The organism is Bradyrhizobium sp. Ai1a-2 (genome assembly GCF_000426245.1).
In the GTDB taxonomy this organism is placed as follows: Bacteria; Pseudomonadota; Alphaproteobacteria; order Rhizobiales; family Xanthobacteraceae; genus Bradyrhizobium.
The window spans coordinates 46,902-64,570 of sequence record NZ_AUEZ01000036.1; the positions used below are offsets into that span (position 1 = coordinate 46,902).

At 60.7% G+C, this 17,669-nt stretch carries 16 protein-coding genes; 8 read left to right on the forward strand and 8 right to left on the reverse strand.

Annotated features, from left to right (window positions below; translation table 11 throughout):
- The first annotated feature begins 56 nt into the window (after window positions 1-56).
- The 6 genes from flhA to K288_RS0122475 are packed head-to-tail and all read left to right on the forward strand — an operon-like array spanning window position 57 to window position 4,775.
- On the forward strand, window positions 57-2,144 hold the full coding sequence (gene flhA, locus K288_RS0122450; protein WP_027581588.1) for a flagellar biosynthesis protein FlhA: 2,088 nt from the start codon (window positions 57-59) through the stop codon (window positions 2,142-2,144).
- Window positions 2,141-2,890 (forward strand): flagellar biosynthesis protein FliR, encoded by a 750-nt coding sequence (gene fliR / locus K288_RS0122455; protein WP_027581589.1) that lies wholly within the window; start codon window positions 2,141-2,143, stop codon window positions 2,888-2,890. The genes flhA and fliR overlap by 4 nt, the downstream gene beginning before the upstream one ends.
- A 58-nt stretch (window positions 2,891-2,948) precedes the next feature.
- On the forward strand, window positions 2,949-3,329 hold the full coding sequence (locus K288_RS46245) for a hypothetical protein (protein WP_244443214.1): 381 nt from the start codon (window positions 2,949-2,951) through the stop codon (window positions 3,327-3,329).
- Window positions 3,326-3,805 carry a rod-binding protein gene (locus K288_RS0122465; RefSeq protein WP_027581590.1) on the forward strand — a complete coding sequence of 160 codons (480 nt, stop codon included), beginning with the start codon at window positions 3,326-3,328 and terminating at the stop codon, window positions 3,803-3,805. The genes K288_RS46245 and K288_RS0122465 overlap by 4 nt, the downstream gene beginning before the upstream one ends.
- 23 nt (window positions 3,806-3,828) lie before the next feature.
- Window positions 3,829-4,326, forward strand: coding sequence for a hypothetical protein (locus tag K288_RS46250; RefSeq protein ID WP_244443215.1), 498 nt, complete (start codon window positions 3,829-3,831; stop codon window positions 4,324-4,326).
- Window positions 4,317-4,775 carry a hypothetical protein gene (locus K288_RS0122475; protein ID WP_043160437.1) on the forward strand — a complete coding sequence of 153 codons (459 nt, stop codon included), beginning with the start codon at window positions 4,317-4,319 and terminating at the stop codon, window positions 4,773-4,775. Before K288_RS46250 ends, K288_RS0122475 begins: the two co-directional genes overlap by 10 nt.
- Here K288_RS0122475 and K288_RS0122480 read toward each other — a convergent pair.
- From K288_RS0122480 to K288_RS0122500, 5 genes are all read right to left on the reverse strand, one after another.
- On the reverse strand, window positions 4,741-5,454 hold the full coding sequence (locus K288_RS0122480; protein ID WP_027581592.1) for a response regulator transcription factor: 714 nt from the start codon (window positions 5,452-5,454) through the stop codon (window positions 4,741-4,743). The two genes, K288_RS0122475 and K288_RS0122480, sit on opposite strands and share 35 nt — an antisense overlap.
- A 144-nt stretch (window positions 5,455-5,598) precedes the next feature.
- Window positions 5,599-5,796: a hypothetical protein gene (locus K288_RS0122485; protein WP_027581593.1), complete on the reverse strand. Its 198-nt coding sequence runs from the start codon at window positions 5,794-5,796 to the stop codon at window positions 5,599-5,601.
- A gap of 380 nt (window positions 5,797-6,176) precedes the next feature.
- A complete protein-coding gene (locus tag K288_RS0122490) occupies window positions 6,177-7,064 on the reverse strand; it encodes a hypothetical protein (protein WP_027581594.1) in 888 nt (295 codons plus the stop codon).
- A 170-nt stretch (window positions 7,065-7,234) separates the two neighbouring features.
- Complete coding sequence (locus tag K288_RS0122495; RefSeq protein WP_027581595.1) at window positions 7,235-9,292, reverse strand: DUF1217 domain-containing protein; 2,058 nt, start codon at window positions 9,290-9,292, stop codon at window positions 7,235-7,237.
- 86 nt (window positions 9,293-9,378) lie between these two features.
- On the reverse strand, window positions 9,379-9,936 hold the full coding sequence (locus K288_RS0122500; RefSeq protein WP_244443216.1) for a hypothetical protein: 558 nt from the start codon (window positions 9,934-9,936) through the stop codon (window positions 9,379-9,381).
- A 308-nt stretch (window positions 9,937-10,244) separates the two neighbouring features.
- On the opposite strand from K288_RS0122500, the gene K288_RS0122505 reads away from it, so the two are divergent.
- A complete protein-coding gene (locus K288_RS0122505; RefSeq protein WP_027581597.1) occupies window positions 10,245-11,471 on the forward strand; it encodes a cupin domain-containing protein in 1,227 nt (408 codons plus the stop codon).
- A gap of 177 nt (window positions 11,472-11,648) precedes the next feature.
- Here K288_RS0122505 and K288_RS0122510 read toward each other — a convergent pair whose 3' ends face one another.
- From K288_RS0122510 to K288_RS0122525, 3 genes are all read right to left on the reverse strand, one after another.
- Complete coding sequence (locus K288_RS0122510) at window positions 11,649-13,301, reverse strand: thiamine pyrophosphate-binding protein (protein ID WP_027581598.1); 1,653 nt, start codon at window positions 13,299-13,301, stop codon at window positions 11,649-11,651.
- Window positions 13,302-13,980: 679 nt separating this feature from the next.
- Window positions 13,981-14,190 (reverse strand): hypothetical protein, encoded by a 210-nt coding sequence (locus K288_RS0122520; protein WP_027581599.1) that lies wholly within the window; start codon window positions 14,188-14,190, stop codon window positions 13,981-13,983.
- Between the two features lie 50 nt (window positions 14,191-14,240).
- Window positions 14,241-15,938 carry a PQQ-dependent sugar dehydrogenase gene (locus tag K288_RS0122525; RefSeq protein ID WP_244443217.1) on the reverse strand — a complete coding sequence of 566 codons (1,698 nt, stop codon included), beginning with the start codon at window positions 15,936-15,938 and terminating at the stop codon, window positions 14,241-14,243.
- 910 nt (window positions 15,939-16,848) lie between these two features.
- On the opposite strand from K288_RS0122525, the gene K288_RS0122535 reads away from it, so the two are divergent.
- Window positions 16,849-17,661 (forward strand): uridine kinase, encoded by an 813-nt coding sequence (locus K288_RS0122535; protein WP_027581601.1) that lies wholly within the window; start codon window positions 16,849-16,851, stop codon window positions 17,659-17,661.
- Window positions 17,662-17,669 lie beyond the last annotated feature (8 nt).

The window sequence follows — 17,669 nt, forward strand, 5'->3', positions numbered from 1 at the left end:
CTTCGCGCAAGCTAGGCGCTGCAAGGTGTTGATATGACGGTGTCGCAGGAATCCTCATGGCCCAAGCACTAAGCCCAGCTCTTCCGAGCGAGCGTCGGATTGGTGCCGACGTTGCCTTTGCGGTCGGAATCGTCGCCATCCTGACGATCCTGGTTCTGCCGGTCCCCTCTGTCCTGATCGATGTCGGTCTCGCCTTCTCGATCGCGCTCTCGGCGCTGATCCTGATGGTGGCGCTGTGGATTCAGCGGCCGCTGGACTTTTCGGCCTTCCCGACGGTGCTCTTGATTGCGACCATTCTTCGCCTCGCGCTGAACGTGGCGACGACGCGGGTGATCCTGTCGCGCGGGGCCGAAGGCGAGCACGCGGCCGGTTACGTCGTGGCCGGATTCTCGAAATTCGTGATGGGCGGCGACTTCGTCATCGGTCTCATCATCTTCGCCATTCTTGTCACGGTCAATTTTGTCGTGATCACCAAGGGCGCCACGCGTATCGCCGAGGTCGGCGCCCGTTTTACGCTCGATGCGATCCCGGGCAAGCAAATGGCGATCGATGCCGATCTGTCAGCCGGGCTGATCGACGACAAGGAGGCACAGCGCCGGCGCAGGGAACTGGAGGAGGAGAGTGCCTTCTTCGGCGCCATGGATGGTGCCTCGAAATTCGTGCGCGGCGATGCCATTGCCGGGCTGATCATCACTGCGATCAACATATTCGGCGGAATCGTCATCGGCGTGGTCCACCACGGCCTCCCGCTGGCGCGTGCGGCGGATATCTTCACCAAGCTTTCCGTCGGTGACGGTCTGGTCTCGCAGATCCCGGCGCTTATCGTCTCCCTTTCGGCTGGCCTGCTGGTTTCGAAGGGCGGCACGAGGGGATCGGCCGAGCAGACGGTGCTGAGGCAGCTCGGCGGCTATCCGCGCGCGCAGTCGGTGGCCGCGCTCATGATGTTCGTTCTGGGAATGCTGCCAGGCCTGCCGCTGCTGCCCTTTGCCTTCCTGGGTGGCGTGATGGCGTTCATGAGCTACGCGCTTCCGCGCCGGCAGGCGGCAAGACGGCAGCAGGAGGAGGCGCTTGCGGCGCAGGAGCGCGAGCGATCGCAGGCCGAGTCGAAAGAATCGATCAAGGAATACCTGAAGACGGCGGACGTCGAGCTCTGCGTCGGAACCCAGCTGGCGGTTCAAATGCTGCATTCGCATGGGGAACTTGCGCATCGTGTCAGCAAGATACGACGCCGCTTCGCGACCCAATACGGGTTTGTGATTCCCGAGATCAAATTGACGGACGACATGTCCATCGGGCCGAAGAGCTACCGCATCAAGATACACGGCACGATCGTGGCGCAGCACGAGCTTCGCATCGGCGAGGTTCTCGTGCTTCTTGATGGTGTTCGCAAACCGGACGTGCCGGGCGACGAGACGGTGGAGCCGGCCTTTGGCATGAAGGCGATGTGGATCCCTGAGACCTTCCTCGAAGAGGTCAAGCGGGATGGCTTCAAGGTTGCGGACAACATTTCCGTCCTTCTCACCCATTTGAGCGAGATCATTCGTGGCAACCTGTCCCAGCTCCTCTCCTACAAGGACATGCGGGCCCTGCTGGACCGGCTCGATCCCGAGTACAAGCGACTCATCGAGGATATCTGCCCGTCGCAAATCTCCTATTCAGGCCTGCAGGCGGTCCTCAAGCTGCTGCTTGCCGAGCGCATCTCGATCAGGAATCTGCATCTGATTCTCGAAGCCGTTGCGGAAATCGCGCCTTTCATCCGCCGCGCCGAACATATCGCAGAGCACGTTCGCATGCGCATCGCACAGCAGATCTGCGGCGACTTTGCCGACAACGGGGTGCTGAAAGTGCTGCGGCTCGGAAACCGCTGGGATCTCGCATTTCATCAAAGCCTCAAACGCGATGCCAAGGGCGAGATTGTGGAATTCGACGCCGATCCTCGCCTTGTCGAGCAATTCGCTGCGGATGTCTCGACCGCGGTTCGAAAGGCAATGGGGCAGGGCGAAAGCGTGGTGCTCGTCGCGCCCCCGGAAGTTCGTCCATATGTCCGCATGATCACGGAACGGGTGTTCCCGACCCTGCCGGTGTTGTCGCATGTCGAGATCGCGCGTGGTGTGGAGGTGAAGTCGCTCGGAGCAATTTCTTGATCGCGAGCGTATCAGGCTCCGTGCTCGCCACTTTTCTGATCTTCTGCCGGGTCGGCACGTGCCTGATGATCGCGCCGGGATTTTCGCGTTCCAATATTCCGGTGCAGGTCCGGCTGTTTCTGGCCATCAACGTCACCCTGATGCTGGCGCCCTTGCTCGAAGCCGCCTTACGCCCTGTCGTGGAGGCGGCCGCGATGGCGGCCATCGTCCGTGCGATCATGTCGGAGCTGGTGATCGGCCTCCTGATTGGCCTGATCGCCCGGGTGTTCTTTCTCGCCCTGGAAACAGTGGCGACGATGGCGGCATCCGCGATCGGGCTCAGCGGAATAGCCGGAACGGCGGAAGACGGCGAACACATGCCGGCCCTCGTGCCGTTCATCACATTGCCGGCGATCGTCCTGTTCTTCATGACCGATCAGCATTGGGAGCTGCTTCGCGGGCTCATCGGCTCTTATCGGATCTGGACGCCGGCGGCCGGCATAAGCGGGGAGACCGGGCTCTCCGAGCTTACCGATCATCTCTCGCAGGCGTTCATCCTGGCGCTCAGGGTGGCCAGCCCGTTCGTCATTTACGGGGTCATCGTCAATTTCGCGCTCGGACTCGCCAACAAGCTGACGCCAAGCATTCCCGTCTATTTCATTTCGCTGCCCTTCGTGCTGTTCGGCGGCCTCATGCTGGTCTACCTCACCAGTCGCGAACTCGTGCTGCAGTTCACTATCGCATTTTCATCATGGCTGACCGGTTGATCGACGCATGAAATCAAGGGATCGCAAAATCCGTCGCATTGCCGCCGTCCAGGCGAAGATGCATCGCCTCGCGCAATGGGAGCTGATGGAGTGTAACGCGAAGGAGCACGAACTGCAGGAGCGCCAGCGTCGGATCATCGAGGGCTTCAACGACGCGAACGGCGTGCCGCCACTGGCGGCGCAAACCGCGGGCCAGAATCTGAGGACCGCGAGCGTCGAACAGGGCGTGCTTGCCAAGGCGAAGGAGCGGATCGCCTCGCACGCAATGAGCGAGGCGCGCAAGCTGAAGCAGGTGCTTCGGATGGCCGGGACGGCTGCACAGCAGGCGTTTCGAGAGCGGGAACAGCGCGTCCTTGAGGAAATAACTGAAGCGGCGGCGAAACGGCCGTCCGGGAGAATGCAGGGCAATGAAACCGGGTCGGCAAGTGAGGGCGCATGATGGTCACTCCCGTACCGGATCTTATCCTGGATGTGATGGAGGCCGCAGATCCGGCCTCCCAGCGCGTGGCCGCTGGCAGGCTTGAGCGCGCGTCATCTGCAGGCGGCGAGGACTTCGCCGCGGCGGTGGACCGGAAGATCGAGGCAGGCGCGCTGGAACGACCCGCAGCATCCGAGCAAGGCACGAGCGGTTTGCGCGGCGCGATCGACGGCAGCGGGCACGCCACGATCATCAAGAAGGCTGATACCGATCGCGCCGTCTATCGGAAGTTCGAAGCGTTCGTCCTGCAGACATTCGTCGAGTCGATGCTGCCGCAGGACGCCAGCGAAGTCTTCGGCAAAGGAACCGCCGGCACGATCTGGCGGTCGATGCTGGCTGAGCAGATCGGCAATGAGATGGCCAAGGGTGAGGGGATAGGAATTGCCAAGCAGCTGGCGAAATCCCGCGCTGTCAATTCCGCGACGGGTAAAGGCTAACTTGCAGCAAGATGGGCGCTACGATGAATCAGAATGACGAGCAGCAACAAACGTTGGATATCCTCGAGGCGCAGGAGCGGGCAGCTTCTGAGGGAGGCGGGTTGCAAGCGCTGCCGCAACCACCGCTGCCTGGGCTCACGGATGCGCAAGACATCGCCGCTCAATGGCTCGGAACCAGCTCCAACGTGTTGAATGCGATCGAGCGGCTCACGGCAACCATTGACGAGGAAACCGACAGGCTTGAGAGCCGGACGCAGGTCGATTTCGACTCCTTTAGTCAGCGCAAGAATCGTGGCCTGCTCGAACTGACAAGGGCCATGCGGCTGACGCAAGGGGTCGAGTTCGACCCGCGCGTGGTCGCGCACCTGACGCGCCTGCGGGCAAGCCTTGTAAGAAATCAAGCCGCATTGCAAATGCATCTCGATGCCGTTCGCGAGGTTTCGGCGATCATCGCGAGGTCGATCCAGGAAGTTGAATCGGACGGTACATACTCATTGATGGGGCCGGGCGGATGCAAATAGTCAGGCTGTTGGTGGCTGGCGTCTGGGCCTGCATCGTTACCGTCGGCGCAAGCCTGGCTCTGTCATATTGGAAGGAAGGACACGCCGCGCCCGCTGCCAGGGAGGATTACGCGGGCGGCCTCGTCTACGAGAAGACCAGGGTGATCAACGTGCCGATGATCGCGGAAGGCAGCGTCCAAGGCTACATCGTTGCACAGTTCGTCTTCACGGCCGATGCAACGGTGCTTCGTCAGCTTCCGGTGCCGCCTGAGGCCTTTGTCGTGGACGAGGCATTCCGGAATATCTATTCCGACGAGAATCTCGACTTCAAGAACCTCGCTCGGTTCGACCTCGCCCACTTTGCACGCACGGTCAGAGAGCACGTCAACAAGCGCCTTCAGGCTGACGTCTTGCAGGACATGCTCGTGCAGGATTTCAATTATGTCTCGAGGGATCAAATTCGCCGTTAGACCGCTTTCTCAAGTCGTCGAGACGGTATCCCATATAGCGCTTTGACTCGATCGGATCGTAGCCGAGATGGTTGCGGAGCTTCTTGCGAAGCTTGCTGACATGCCCCTCGATCACGTTTTCGTCGAAGCTCGCGTCGAAAAGACCGTAGATCGCGTTGAAGAGCTGGGTCTTTGTAAGCCACTTTCCCTGGTGGGCGACCAGGTGCTCGAGAATACGCAGCTCGCGACGCGGCAGGGCCAGCGTGCTGCCGCCGATCTCGGGATCACGGCCGTCAAGGAAAACGCGGATCAGGCTCGTCGGCGTGTCCGCTGATTGACCGACGGTTCGCCGGCGGATGACGGCCGTGCGAACGAGTATCTCGCGAACATGGATCGGAACATGAACGACGTCGTCGACGCCGGCTTCGAACAATTCGATCGTATCCCTGAGCTGCTTCAGGTTGTTCAGGGCGATGATTGGCGCGTGAGACTTGTTGCGGATGCTCTTGGGAATGCTCGTCCGGTCCGAGCAGTCCCCCAGGATAAACGCCCCGATTGCCAATACGTCATTGCCTACGGCAGATTGCAGCCATTCGCGAAAATCTTTCGATGAGAAGCCGATCGAAACCACGCCTTCGCGATCGAATCCTGCTGCGTAGCCTCGTGTAACGGTCTCCCGATCATCGATGACGATGAACATGTGGATGCCCCTGTTTGCCCTAGAGTGTTGTTGTGGAGTCGAGCCGGCGTGCTCGCCCCACTTGGTTACGCAAAACAACAGGTACTGACACGATACAAGATACTGAGACCGAAACACGCGCGTCTGGTTCGCTCGAAAGCTTGATCAGGTGCGGGTGGTGCCGCCGTTTGCGGCGATGAGGACGGTTGCCGTGGAGATGCTGCTCGGCAATCTTTTGGGAGTCCTCAGCACTGTTCGTGCAGTGGCATTCTGGCCTCGATACAACCGATTGTCTTTCCGGCGCGAAGCGAACAGCGTCTTGTTGTTGAAGGTCACATCAAGAATGAACATCAGCTCGCGCACCGTCGAATCGGAATACCTCCATTACGTCGAAGTGGAGTATCATCGTCAAGCAATTGAACTAGGCATTTACTGCGAGACAACTCACCAGCGAGTAGATGTTGCTTTATTGAAACGTTTACTCGTCGGATCAGCTCGGAATACTTGGCAATGTGCTCCTCTAAGTTGTGTCATGCCACTCGTGGTCGCGAAGTCGAAGTCGCGTCGCCGGCACGAGATCATCGTGCGACGACGAGAGACATCGCTCGATGTGATGCCAGTTGACGAAACTGCAGCCTCGCCATGACGAGCGCCTGATTGCTGCGCCTGGCATGCCAACGCAATGCACGCTGGCGGTCATATCGACTTGACCGTGTCATACGGTGAGTCGTGCAGCAGCAATGTCAACGCGAAGCAACGATGCCTTTGCTGGTCAACACCTGCCAGCCGCCGTTCTCGTTTTTGATTTCCTCGATGCGACCCAGGTTCGGCACGTCCTGGCCCTGAGCAGCCTCGATCACACCTGTCGGTCCTTCAAGGATGGCGACGCCCTCGTAAGCACGACGCACGCGCCAGCCCTGGATGATCTCTCGTCGTGCAGTGGTTTGCCGAGGCCGTGGCTGAATGGTGCCGGTGACGTCGAGGGATGGGATTGCGGCCGCGGTTCGCGCAACCTGCGGCTTTCCTTCGGCCAAGCGTTCGACCTTTGTGGCCGATACTGACTGGTCTCTTTCGACGCGCTCGACGCTTTGGACCAGGCGGCCAAATCGGTCGCTCGAGGCTCTGTTTGCGGCGTCGAATGCCGCGCGGTTCGCCGCGACGTCACTTGAGAGCGTTGCAACATTGCGCCGCAGTTGCGACATCGCCTCGCGGAGGTTGCGAAGTTCGGCATCCGAGGCTGCGGTGATGGCAATGGGCCGCAGGAACAGGTAGGCGACGCCGCCTATGGAGATGACAGAGGAGATCGCGACGATCACGGCAAGGGAGACGAACGGCGCCATCCATGTCCGTGGCTGCGGCTTCTTGACGACGAGTGTGGCGGCCGGAACGGGCGCGCGCGCCTTGGACCTGACAGGCTCTCCGCGGGCCATTGCACGTGTGCGCTTCAGGGTGGCGAGCGCCTCCTGGGCGAGCAGTTCGTCAACAGTAGCTGCGGCCGCACGAGGTGCGGCGGCCTTCGCCTTATTGCCCGGCCGCGTCTGCGATGCGCCGCCCTTGCCGGCATCGGCGGCGGTTGGCTGCGAGGCGCTCGTCGCTTGGGCTGCGGTCTCGTTGGTTGCTGGTTCGGCCATGGTTTCATCGGCGGACAGGCAAATCCTGATTTGCTGGATATCAAGCGAACCTTGTGCGAACCCTACGATCTCCGCCGGCGGGACGTGATGCTGGAATCCGGGCTGCTACGTAAGGGTTCCGCGACCAGCATCCAGAATGCAGCTCCCATGTTGCCGGGAGCTGGGGCCGCTCAATGCTGTTTGCCCAACAGCGCGATGGACAGGAGCGTGTCCTGACTGATGCCTGCGCCCGTCCCTTGCAGGATGGCGAGCGCCGGTGACGAAACCTGGCTGCTGTTCTTCAGGTCGTACATGGCAGTAAACCGCTGCAACAGCGCCCCAAGTTTCTCCGGATCGGCGAGATCCTTCAGGTTGAGGTGCTTTTCCACGATCTTTGCCTGCTGATCGATTGCCATGCCCCCGAGCGCGTCGGGCAGATTGTAGGTGGTTCGAAACACCTGCGCGAGAGCCGGATCGGCAAGGATATCGTATGCCGACGTGATCTGTGTGGACTTCCGTTGGAAATACAGCGCCAGCCGAACGCCGGCATTTGCGTCTCCCTCCTGCGTTTCCAACGTTTGCTGGAGATAATTGTTCTGCGTTTCGAGAAGCTGGTCTCGCTTCTGCGGTCCTATTGCAGCGATACGGCTGACGTTGCCTTCCTTGTCAAAATTGAACGATGCCGCAATCTCGGCAAAGCGGGAGTCGCTGGCAGTGTTTGCGAAGCTTTTGGGATCGTCCAGATCGGAACTGAAGATCTTCTTCAGATAATCGTCGGTCACCCCAGCGGGATCCAGGCCTTTGGCGACAAGAATGATATCGACTAATCTCCTGTCCGAAAGCAGCTCGGAAACGCTCCCTATGTCTGCGATGGTGCGTTGGTAATACGCAGCATCCTGCTCAGCCTTCTGCCGAAGTCCGTCCGCTTCCGAAGCGCTGGCAAATCGCGTTTTCGCGATGATGTAATCCTTGGCAATTTGCGTGACCTCAACCGAGTTTTGCGCCACCAGCGGCGTTGCCAGGTTGCCCTTGCCGTCAAAGTTGAAAGCGTGCGCGAGCTGCAGGTATCGATCGTCTCGGAGGGTATAGGCATAGCTCGTCGGGTCGTTCAGATCGCTCGTGAGCACAGCCTTGATCGTGACCGCCGAGACCTTTTCGGGATCGAGGCCGACCGACTTGAGCGCGAAGTTGTACACGTTCGGCGTGGATACGAACTGTTCAACTGACTTTACGCCGTAGATGCCGGCCCTGAACTGCTTTATCGCGAGGGTTTCATAGTCTTCCTCCGCGTCGAGATATGTTGCGCCCTTGCTGAGGACAAACTTTTCGTTGGTCTTGTCCCGGTTCTCGTCGGTCTGGGCGGACTGGCCGGAGGCGAGCGTTCCATCTGCCGAAAACTCGAACGCGCCGGCGATATCGAAATAGCGGTCGATCGTGGCGAGAGAGTCCTGAAAGCTGGATATGTCTGCGCTGCTTTTTGCCAACCGGTTTGCCTGAGTCGTGATCTTCGCTCTCAAGTCTGTCACGTCGGCGCCGGGTTGCGAGAGCTGCGCCATGTAGTCTGCTATCTTCGAATTGGCGTCCATCGCATCCGCCCGGGCTTGATCGAGGCTAGCACTGATCTCATTCTTTTGAGGAGCCAGGGTGGTGTTGACGTAACTGTTCGGATCGGATGGATCGCTGCTCAGCACCTTCCGTATCGTGTCGCGCGACCAATTGCTGTCATCGATACCGAACGACGAAAACACATAGGTGCGAAGGCGATCGTCGTTCAGAAGCTCATCGACGCTTTTGACCCCGCCGATCATGGCGTTGTAGTAGCGTGTATCCTCGTCGATGGCATCAACCCGGCTCTGGACCGTTGCCGTATACAAGCCAACCATCTCGTCGGTCTGGCTTGAGGATTGCGCGACGGGCGTGTCGGCTTGTGTGAAGGAAAATGCCGACGCAAAATCCCGGAACCGCTTGTCCGTCAATTTGTTGGCGAAGCTGTTCGCGTCGAGGGGATTGCTCTCCAGCACCTTTCTCATGAAGGCTTTTGCATAGATCATATCCTCCAGCCCATATGCTTTCATTGCATACTGGTAGAGACGATCGTTCTGGAGAAATTCGTCGACGGCTTTTACCTTGCCTATGTTCTCTTTGTAGTAGGCGGCGCTTCTTGCCACGTCGGACTGCTGCGCAACCCGCGTCAGGGACTGCTGGAGGTTGCGCACGACGGAATTGTAGCTGGCATACGTCGACACCATCGAGAGGTCCTTTTGGAGAACTCCCGACTATAATGACCATCTTGCTTGCGTGAAGCTGGCAGGGTTGCGGGGACCCGCTTGCCTGTTCAGTTGCGTTGGGCGGTCCAGTAGCCCGCGCAGCGCGCATTGCCGGAATGGCCGCTCCAGGTTCCACGACCCGATGGGCCGACGAGCCTGCCGGATCCGGAAGCATATTTCTCGTGAACCGTAACAGAGGCGCGAACCGCGCCGGATGGCGCCACGCGCCCCCTGAAATTCACTATGTTGGGATGAGTTACGAAGCCGTTGATGATGTTGACGGAGAAACTGTACGTCGGATCACAGGGACCGTATTGCGTGACGAACAGGAGACTCCATGGGCCGTCATAAGCAGACCGCGCATCGGCATTGGTAGCGGCGAGCGAGCCCATACCGGCGATCGCGATTGCGAGAAGAAGCCGTTTCATGACCTTATCTCCAAAGGTTGCTCTGGCAAACAGCGCGAACATCGTAAATTGCGGATCATCGGCAATCTCATCCGCACCCATATCCAGTGATATGTAGGCAGCCTTCCGCAGGCATTCCCGTAAAATCCCGTTACGCCATCTCACTATGGCGTTACAGCCGATAGCAGCGGCGTTGCGGTCCGCATTCTGTGGCGGCATGGCAGAGAGAATGCGAGATCGCTAAGGGCAGGCGAAGCATCTCGGTCAGTCCAGAGCGAAAGACGCCGGGTCTCAACGCAGGATGATCGACCTTGAAATGGACTGTCTTGCGCCGTGGAATGCGGCCGGTGCAGGATGCTGCTGCTATATTTTCAATTCTGCCGAGAGGACCGTGAACCTATATGCATCTGCAGGATGAACGGTCGCGCCCTGCGCCCACTGTCGGCGGTCGATGACGCTGTGAGGATTTCAGGTTCCCGCGTCCGTGGCAATACCAGTGTAGAGTCTCGAACCAAAGGAGCCAGATCATGGATTCCCTTTCTCGTCGCCAAATGCTGGCAGCGACCGCTGCTGGCAGCCTTCTCACGACAACCGCTATCGCACACGCGCAATCCATAGACGCAATCCCGCAGCCGCAGCGGCCCGGCCGCGGCGGCACCGATCCCGGTCCGCGCGATCTGACGCGGGACCGGCAAAATCCGGATATGCTCGTGCCGCCCTCGACCGATCACGGCAGCTTGCCGAACCTGCGCTTCTCGTTTTCCGATGCGCATATGCGGCTGGAGACAGGCGGCTGGACCCGCCAGGTAACCCGGCGCGAACTCGGCGTCGCCACCGCTCTTGCCGGTGTGAACATGCGCTTGAATGCCGGTGGCGTGCGCGAGTTGCATTGGCACAAGGCTTCTGAGTGGGCCTACATGCTCTACGGCACAGCCCGCATCACGGCGGTCGATGCCAAAGGGCGCTACTTCATCGATGACGTCAGTGCCGGCGACCTCTGGTTCTTCCCTTCCGGTGTTCCGCATTCCATCCAGGGCCTCAGTCCGGACGGTTGCGAATTCCTCCTCGTCTTCGACGATGGTGATTTCGATGAAGACAACACCTTCATGATCGCCGACTGGTTCAAGCACACACCGAACGAGGTGCTCGGCAAGAATTTCGGGGCGCCGGCCTCGTTGTTCGGCCAGACCCCCGAGGAAAGCCAGCGCTACATTTTCCCGGCTCCCTTGCCGGGCCCGCTCGCCTCGGACAACATTCCGGGAGCAACGCCCGTGGCGCAGAGCTTCAGTTCTCGGCTGATGGCGCAGGATCCCATCAAGACCGCGAGCGGCACGGTGCGGATCAGCGATTCCACCGTGTTTCCGGTCAATACCACGACGGCCGCGGCGCTGGTCGAGGTCAATCCGGGGGGATTGCGCGAGCTGCACTGGCACCCCAACGGGGATGAGTGGCTCTATGTCATCGAGGGGCAAGCACGCATGGGCGTGTTTGCGGCTCAAGGCCAGGCGCGCACCTTCGATCTCAGAGCCGGTGATGTCGGTTACGTGCCGGTCGCGATGGGCCACTATCTTGAGAATACGGGCACCGGCCCATTGCGATTCCTCGAGACGTTCAAGAGCCCTTACTTTGTCGACTTCTCTTTGGACACATGGATGGCCCTGACACCGCCGCCACTGGTGGATGCGCATTTGAACTTGGATCGACAAGTCATGGACAGGCTGCGCAAGACCAAGGCGCCGGTCGTGCCGGACTAGCCGAGGGCCGATCGTCGTCGACAGGCAGGTCATTGGAGGCATCGGCGCAAGCCCGGACGCTCCGAACCATGATGCGTTGTGAATGCGGGGTTTGCCGCGGGCGGCAGATCCCGCATTCAGTCGTCCCATGACCGGGGAGCGGCCGGCCCATCCAGGAGCCGCGGCGTCGAAGGCTGCTCAGAGTGTGCGATACAACGATTTCGCATGGTCGCGCAGGCCGAGCGGGAACGGCGGTGCTTCAGATGGCGGAGTGACGACTTCGATGTAGACGCCGCTCTGCGCGCCTGCGGCGCTTCGCAACGCCTGGTCGAGCTCGCCGCAAGTCGTGGCTCGCGCCGTCATCCAGCCGTCGCAGCCCAGCACCCGCGGCAGCTCGGCATATCGCCAGGATGGGACGTCGTTGTAGGCGATGGAAGGCTCCTTGGCGAGGAGACGCTCGATGAGATAGCCGCCGTTGTTCAGCACGAAGATCACCGGCTTCAAACCGAGACGGGCAAACTGGCTGATTTCCTGCACCGTGAATTGATGAGAGCCTTCTCCGGTGATGAGGACCGTGCGTCGGTGTGGGGCGGCGACGGCAGCACCGAGCGCGGCCGGAGTCGCCCAGCCGATCGATGCCCACAGCCCCTGGTTCTGGAAGCTTGCTCCCTGCGGCAGCCGCGCGAAAGCCAGCCCCATGGAGGCGGTGCCGGTCTCCGCGACGACGATGTCGTCAGGCCTTATGAACTTGCTCCAGCGCGAATATAGCGCGGCAGCCGTGATAGGATCGTCGTCATTGCCGCTTCCCGCGCCGGGCGAGTCGGCATGAGGCGGCATCGCCACCTTGTCGTGCCTGCCCAGGCGCTTCGCAAGCGCGGCGAGGACGTCGCCCATCTCGAGGCCGGAATACGTGCGCCCCTGCAAGGTGACGTGGTGATGATCTATCGAAATAAGCCGTGCCGGATCCAGTTTGGCGGTGAAGGCACCGGTGTTCAGGTCGCTGAAAAGTGTGCCGACGGCGAGCACAAGATCGCAGCTCTCGACAAACTGGCGCACATTCTCGTTCATCAATCGGCCAGCATACATGCCGACATACGCCGACTGGCTTTCGTCGAGCACGGATTTGTCGAGAAACATGGTGGCGAACGGCAAGCCGGACGCGTCGACAATCGCCTGCATTGTCCGCTGCAGGCCGGTACGTGCCACCAACAGGCCAGGCAGGATGCATGCCGTCTTTGCCCGATCGATGCTTGAGAGGATTGCATTCACAACCTTCTCGAGAAGGACGGGATCGCTTCCAGGAGCAGCGATAGGTTGGGCGCTTCCAAGCACGGGCCGGTCGGCGAGATCGGCGGGGAAGGCCATGTAGACGGGTCGGAGATGATAGAATGCTTCAAACAGGAGGCGTTCGGTTTCATATGCGGCATTCTGCGGCGTCATGACCGCGTGCGCGCAGACCACCGGTTCGCTCATGCGGCGGAACAGATCGAATTCACCGTTGCCCAGCGTGTGGTGCAGCACCGAGCGAGCGGCTTGCGCCGTCGTAGGCGGCATCCCGACCAGGTGGAAGACCGGCAGATGCTCGGCGTAAGCGCCGGCGATGCCGTTCAGCGCGCTGAGCTCGCCCACGCCGTAGGTGGTGCAGACGGCGCCGGCGCCCTTCATCCGCGCATAGCCGTCTGCAGCATAGGCGGCGTTGAGCTCGTTGCAGCACCCAATCCAGCGCGATCCGCGCTCGCTGTACGTCGCATCGTTGAGTGGAAAGGAAAAGTCGCCGGGAACGCCAAAGACATCGGCGATGCCGACATCACGAAGCCGCGAGAGGACGTGCTGAATAACGGTTCTTGGCATCACGCGGTCTCCTCGGGAGCTCGCGTGAACAGCGGATTGCGGCTATGCCAGCCATCTTCGATGAGACGGATCTTTTCGAGGGTGCTGGTTGCCATGAACGGCGAAAAAGCGCGAGGTGACAAGGTTGACATCTCCATGGAAAGTAAGCGTTGACGCTGCTCACCCCCCAAGCTCGCACGTCTCTCTTCCGTCCTCCTGTTATGTGATGAAAATCGCCGATAACAACAGTAAACGGTTCAACCCGCGGGTCGGACAGAGCAGGGCAGATTGATTGACATGGGCACGCGGAAGCTGCCGACAGGCCGGTAAGGCCGCTGACGGCATCGCGAACCTCCACCCTGAGCGGTCAACACTCACGACAAAATCGAACGGTGAACTCGACGTGGGAGCGGTCCCGAATACCCATCTCGCGGAGAGTTTGATCATCAAGCGCAGCGAGCGCGCGGACTGCTCGCCTGACTTCGCGCTCGTCTTCCCACTGCGTCCACAGTGAGGGCGTGCTTGGGAGGGAAGTATCGAAAGAAGACCTGTCCACATCAAACTCCACAACCTGTTGGCGGGAGCGAATGTGGTTTTCCTTTGTTACGGTACGATAACCGCGTGCGGAAATCTGGTTACATCGGAAATGATCGGTTGCGCCGCTGTTATACTTCGCTTCGGCATCGAGCAGACGTAGAGACTACAGCCAGAAATCGAAGGTCATCGATAAATTAAAAGAGAGCTCGCGGCTCGCGCCTGTGACGACGGCGTGATCGCCGGAATCCATTCGAAGAAATCCCGAGCGTCCGCCAATCACGATCCCGCACAACACCTGGAGAATTTCGAGCGTGCGCGGAAGCGAAACTATTTCAGCCGCCAGATGAGCGCGCCGCAATTCGAGGCCGACCACTTCGTCACGTCTGCTCGTGGATCGGGAATGGAGCGTGCCTGCCTCCCGTCCTAATTGGCGTGGCCGATTGCCCAGACATAGGAGGCCACTGCGGCAGTGTCGGCGTCCGACAGCTCGGCGCCGCCCTTCGGCGGCATGACGCCGGTATAGTTGCGCGGGTGCGGTACACCGTCGGTCACCGTCTTGGCGATCGCCGCAAGGCTGCCGTCGCTCCACACCCAGTTGCCGGAAGTCAGGTCTGGACCGACTGACGTCCCTCGCGCATCTGATCCGTGACATCCGCTGCAGGTGCCGTTGCTGGCTTCGCCGTGGAAGATACGGTCGCCGAGCGCAACCTGATCTTTAGTGGCGCCAGGCGGCACCGGCAGATTCGCCGTGACGCGCCCGGCGTCGGCATGGGTCCCTTCCGGCGGCGCTGCCGCACGCTCCGAACCCGATGCCGCGGCGGCTGCCGGTGCTGCAGCCAGTCGCGCGGTTGCCGCATCGCCGCGATAAGTCACTCGCCAGATACGGCCATGCACGTCGTCGGAGATATAGAGTGCGCCGTCCGGTCCTATCGCAAGGCCGGTCGGTCGAAAGGCGGCGCGACCGGGATCCTTGTGCGCGCCTGCGAAGCCGTCCGCGAACACCACATAGCTGCCCGTCGCCTTGCCGTCGGCCATCGGCTGGAAGACAACATTGTAGCCCGCCTGCTCCCGCGGCGCGCGATTCCACGAACCATGGAAAGCGATGAAGGCGCCGTCGCGATAAGGCTCAGGGAACTGCGTGCCGCTATAGATCAGCATGTCGTTGGGCGCCCAATGACCGGGAAAGGCGGCGACCGGCGCTTGCTTATTGGCACAGACACCAACCGTCTTGCCGCCATCGCCGCCATATTCGGGCGCCAGGACGAGCTTTTTCTGGTTCTGGTCGTAATAGCATTCCGGCCATCCGTAGTCGGCGCCATCCTTCAGCTCGAGGAGCTCCTCGGCCGGCAACTCGACGCCCTGCTCGACCGTGTAGAGCTTGGGCCAATTCTGCGACAGCTGATCGCGGCCGTGCTGGGTGACATAGAGCCGCCCAGCCTTGTCCAACGCGAATCCTTCACCATTGCGGATGCCGGTGGCGTAGCGCTCGGCCGCCGAGAAGGTCTGATCGGTCTTGTTGGCGTCGTAGCGCCAGGTGCCGGCACGCGTCTCCAGTTCGGTACACGGATTGAGACCGGGCGATAGCGGCATGCGGTTGTCGGACTGGCAGGCATTGGTGGCGGATCCCAGATCGACGAACAGGTTGCCCCGCGCGTCGATAATAAATGGGTGCATCGGGTGGTCGCCGGTCAGTGGCATGCCGGACACGACCGTCTGCGGCTGGCTGGCCGGCGCGATTTCGCCCGGAGCGCGCGCATAACGGACGATCTTGTCGTTCAGTTCGGCGTAGAGCGCACCATCATAGAGGGCGATGCCGGTGCCGCCGGCCGCGCCCATGGACTTGTCCGGGCCAAAACGTCTGATGGCGTCTGCCTTCCCACTGCCAGTCGTGTCCTTGAGCGCGAGCAGAAATCCACCGGCCGGCGGAGTGTCGTTATGGTAGTAGCGGCCGCTCCAGGTGTTGGCATAGACGACATTGTCGCTGCTGACCGCAAGATGGCGGACATGGCCGAGATTGTCGGCAAAGACCGTGGCGCAGAATCCGGGCGAGAGGGTGATGCCGATATCCTGATTTTGGCATTCTGCGGCGGCGACGCCATGGGGAGCAGCCGCTGCGGCCATGACCAACATCAAGACGGCTGAAGGGAGATTTATCTTCGCGCGCTCGTTTGATGGCATTTGTCTCTCGTCCCTTACGCAGCCCAACGGAACTGAACCACGGGCTCGGTTCGCTTCACACCGCTATTTTCTGAAATTTATAACGGTAGGTCGTATTGAAACGCAGACATTTCGGATTTGCACGAGTACCGGAGACTCAAAGCTTTGTGATCGGATCGGGCCGCGCCAGCAGCGGACGTTTCGATTCGACGTGGTCACACCAGGTCTGGAATTGGCAGCAAGCCTTGCGTCGCAGGGGCATGAAATGAGGCGGGGCCAAACGGCGGTGGCATCGCGATAAGAGCCTTGCGGATCGAGAGATCGAATGTAATCTCGCGGCTGGGGCAGGTTGATGAACCTGACCTGCGTTGGAACTCGATGCAGATTCTTCCCGCTCCGCTTGTTTGGCGTCGCCGAGGGGCGACGAAAGGGACGCGTTGATGATGGACTGTACCTTCGACCCCATCGCGGTGGTCGTGGATTGGCTCGACTCTTGTAGAGCGCGAAATCTTGATGAGTTGTTGGACTTGTACGACGCGAGAGGATCGCTCGAATGCGCGTGCGGCGGCCCGTACATCTATCAAGGTCGCGAGGACATCACCCGCTATTGGTCGATGCGATTGGAGAAGGCGGTCCCACACGCGTTCAGTCTGATCGAACTGGTGCCCACCGGTAGCGACGAGAGGCCCTGCATCGTACTCGATTACGTGGCGTACGATGGAAAGCCCGTACGAACTCGCTTCGAGTTTACAAAGGCCGGGAAGATCGCTCGGACCGCTTGTGCACCTGTGATACAGCCTTCGAAGGCAGCGTAGATCCAAGGTCGTATTGCGACTTTTCACCCCGAGCGCATTGAAGAAAAGGACGTTTCCTTATGGCAAACACGACGGCGGAGCTTGAAGCGCTCCTCATGCAGCGTTCACTCACCGATCCGGAGCTTGCGGTTGCGGTGGACACGGCGACGAACTTCCGGATCCTGCCGGATGCTACCGTGATCAAGATCGGCGGACAGAGCATCATCGACCGCGGTCGCGCCGCGGTCTACCCGCTCGTTGACGAGATCGTCTCTGCCCGCAACCTGCACAAACTTCTCATCGGAACCGGAGCAGGCACCCGCGCTCGGCATCTCTACTCGATCGCGGCCGGGCTTCGCTTGCCGGCCGGTGTGCTCTCGCAACTCGGCGCCTCGGTCGCCGATCAGAACGCGGCGATGCTGGGGCAACTCCTTGCGAAGCACGGTATATCCGCAGTCAGCAGCGCCGGGCTCTCGGCTGTGCCGCTCTACCTTGCCGAGGTGAACGCCGTCATCTTCAGCGGCATGCCGCCCTATAGCCTCTGGATGCGCCCCGCGGCCGAGGGCATGATCCCGCCCTACCGTACCGACGCCGGATGCTTCCTCGTTGCCGAGCAGTTTGGCTGCAAGGCAATGATCTATGTGAAGGATGAAAACGGCCTCTACACCGCGAACCCAAAGACGTCGAAGAACGCGACCTTCATTCCCAAGATCTCGGTGGCCGAGATGAAAGCCAAGGGGCTGCAGGACTCGATCCTCGAGTTCCCGGTGCTCGATCTTCTCACCTCGGCACGCTATGTCCGCGAGGTGCAGGTCGTAAATGGCCTTGTCCCCGGCAATCTGACCCGAGCGCTCGCCGGCGAGCACGTCGGCACCATCATCACCGCGAGCTGAAGAGAACC

Excerpts from the sequence above, each read along its gene's own strand:
- flhA (WP_027581588.1), top strand. The coding sequence starts at position 57 with ATGGCCCAAGCACTAAGCCCAGCTCTTCCGAGCGAGCGTCGGATTGGT.
- K288_RS46245 (WP_244443214.1), top strand. The coding sequence starts at position 2,949 with ATGCATCGCCTCGCGCAATGGGAGCTGATGGAGTGTAACGCGAAGGAG.
- K288_RS0122465 (WP_027581590.1), top strand. The coding sequence starts at position 3,326 with ATGATGGTCACTCCCGTACCGGATCTTATCCTGGATGTGATGGAGGCC.
- K288_RS46250 (WP_244443215.1), top strand. The coding sequence starts at position 3,829 with ATGAATCAGAATGACGAGCAGCAACAAACGTTGGATATCCTCGAGGCG.
- K288_RS0122475 (WP_043160437.1), top strand. The coding sequence starts at position 4,317 with ATGCAAATAGTCAGGCTGTTGGTGGCTGGCGTCTGGGCCTGCATCGTT.
- K288_RS0122480 (WP_027581592.1), bottom strand. The coding sequence starts at position 5,454 with ATGTTCATCGTCATCGATGATCGGGAGACCGTTACACGAGGCTACGCA.
- K288_RS0122490 (WP_027581594.1), bottom strand. The coding sequence starts at position 7,064 with ATGGCCGAACCAGCAACCAACGAGACCGCAGCCCAAGCGACGAGCGCC.
- K288_RS0122495 (WP_027581595.1), bottom strand. The coding sequence starts at position 9,292 with ATGGTGTCGACGTATGCCAGCTACAATTCCGTCGTGCGCAACCTCCAG.
- K288_RS0122500 (WP_244443216.1), bottom strand. The coding sequence starts at position 9,936 with ATGCCGCCACAGAATGCGGACCGCAACGCCGCTGCTATCGGCTGTAAC.
- K288_RS0122505 (WP_027581597.1), top strand. The coding sequence starts at position 10,245 with ATGGATTCCCTTTCTCGTCGCCAAATGCTGGCAGCGACCGCTGCTGGC.
- K288_RS0122510 (WP_027581598.1), bottom strand. The coding sequence starts at position 13,301 with ATGCCAAGAACCGTTATTCAGCACGTCCTCTCGCGGCTTCGTGATGTC.
- K288_RS0122525 (WP_244443217.1), bottom strand. The coding sequence starts at position 15,938 with ATGGCCGCAGCGGCTGCTCCCCATGGCGTCGCCGCCGCAGAATGCCAA.
- K288_RS0122535 (WP_027581601.1), top strand. The coding sequence starts at position 16,849 with ATGGCAAACACGACGGCGGAGCTTGAAGCGCTCCTCATGCAGCGTTCA.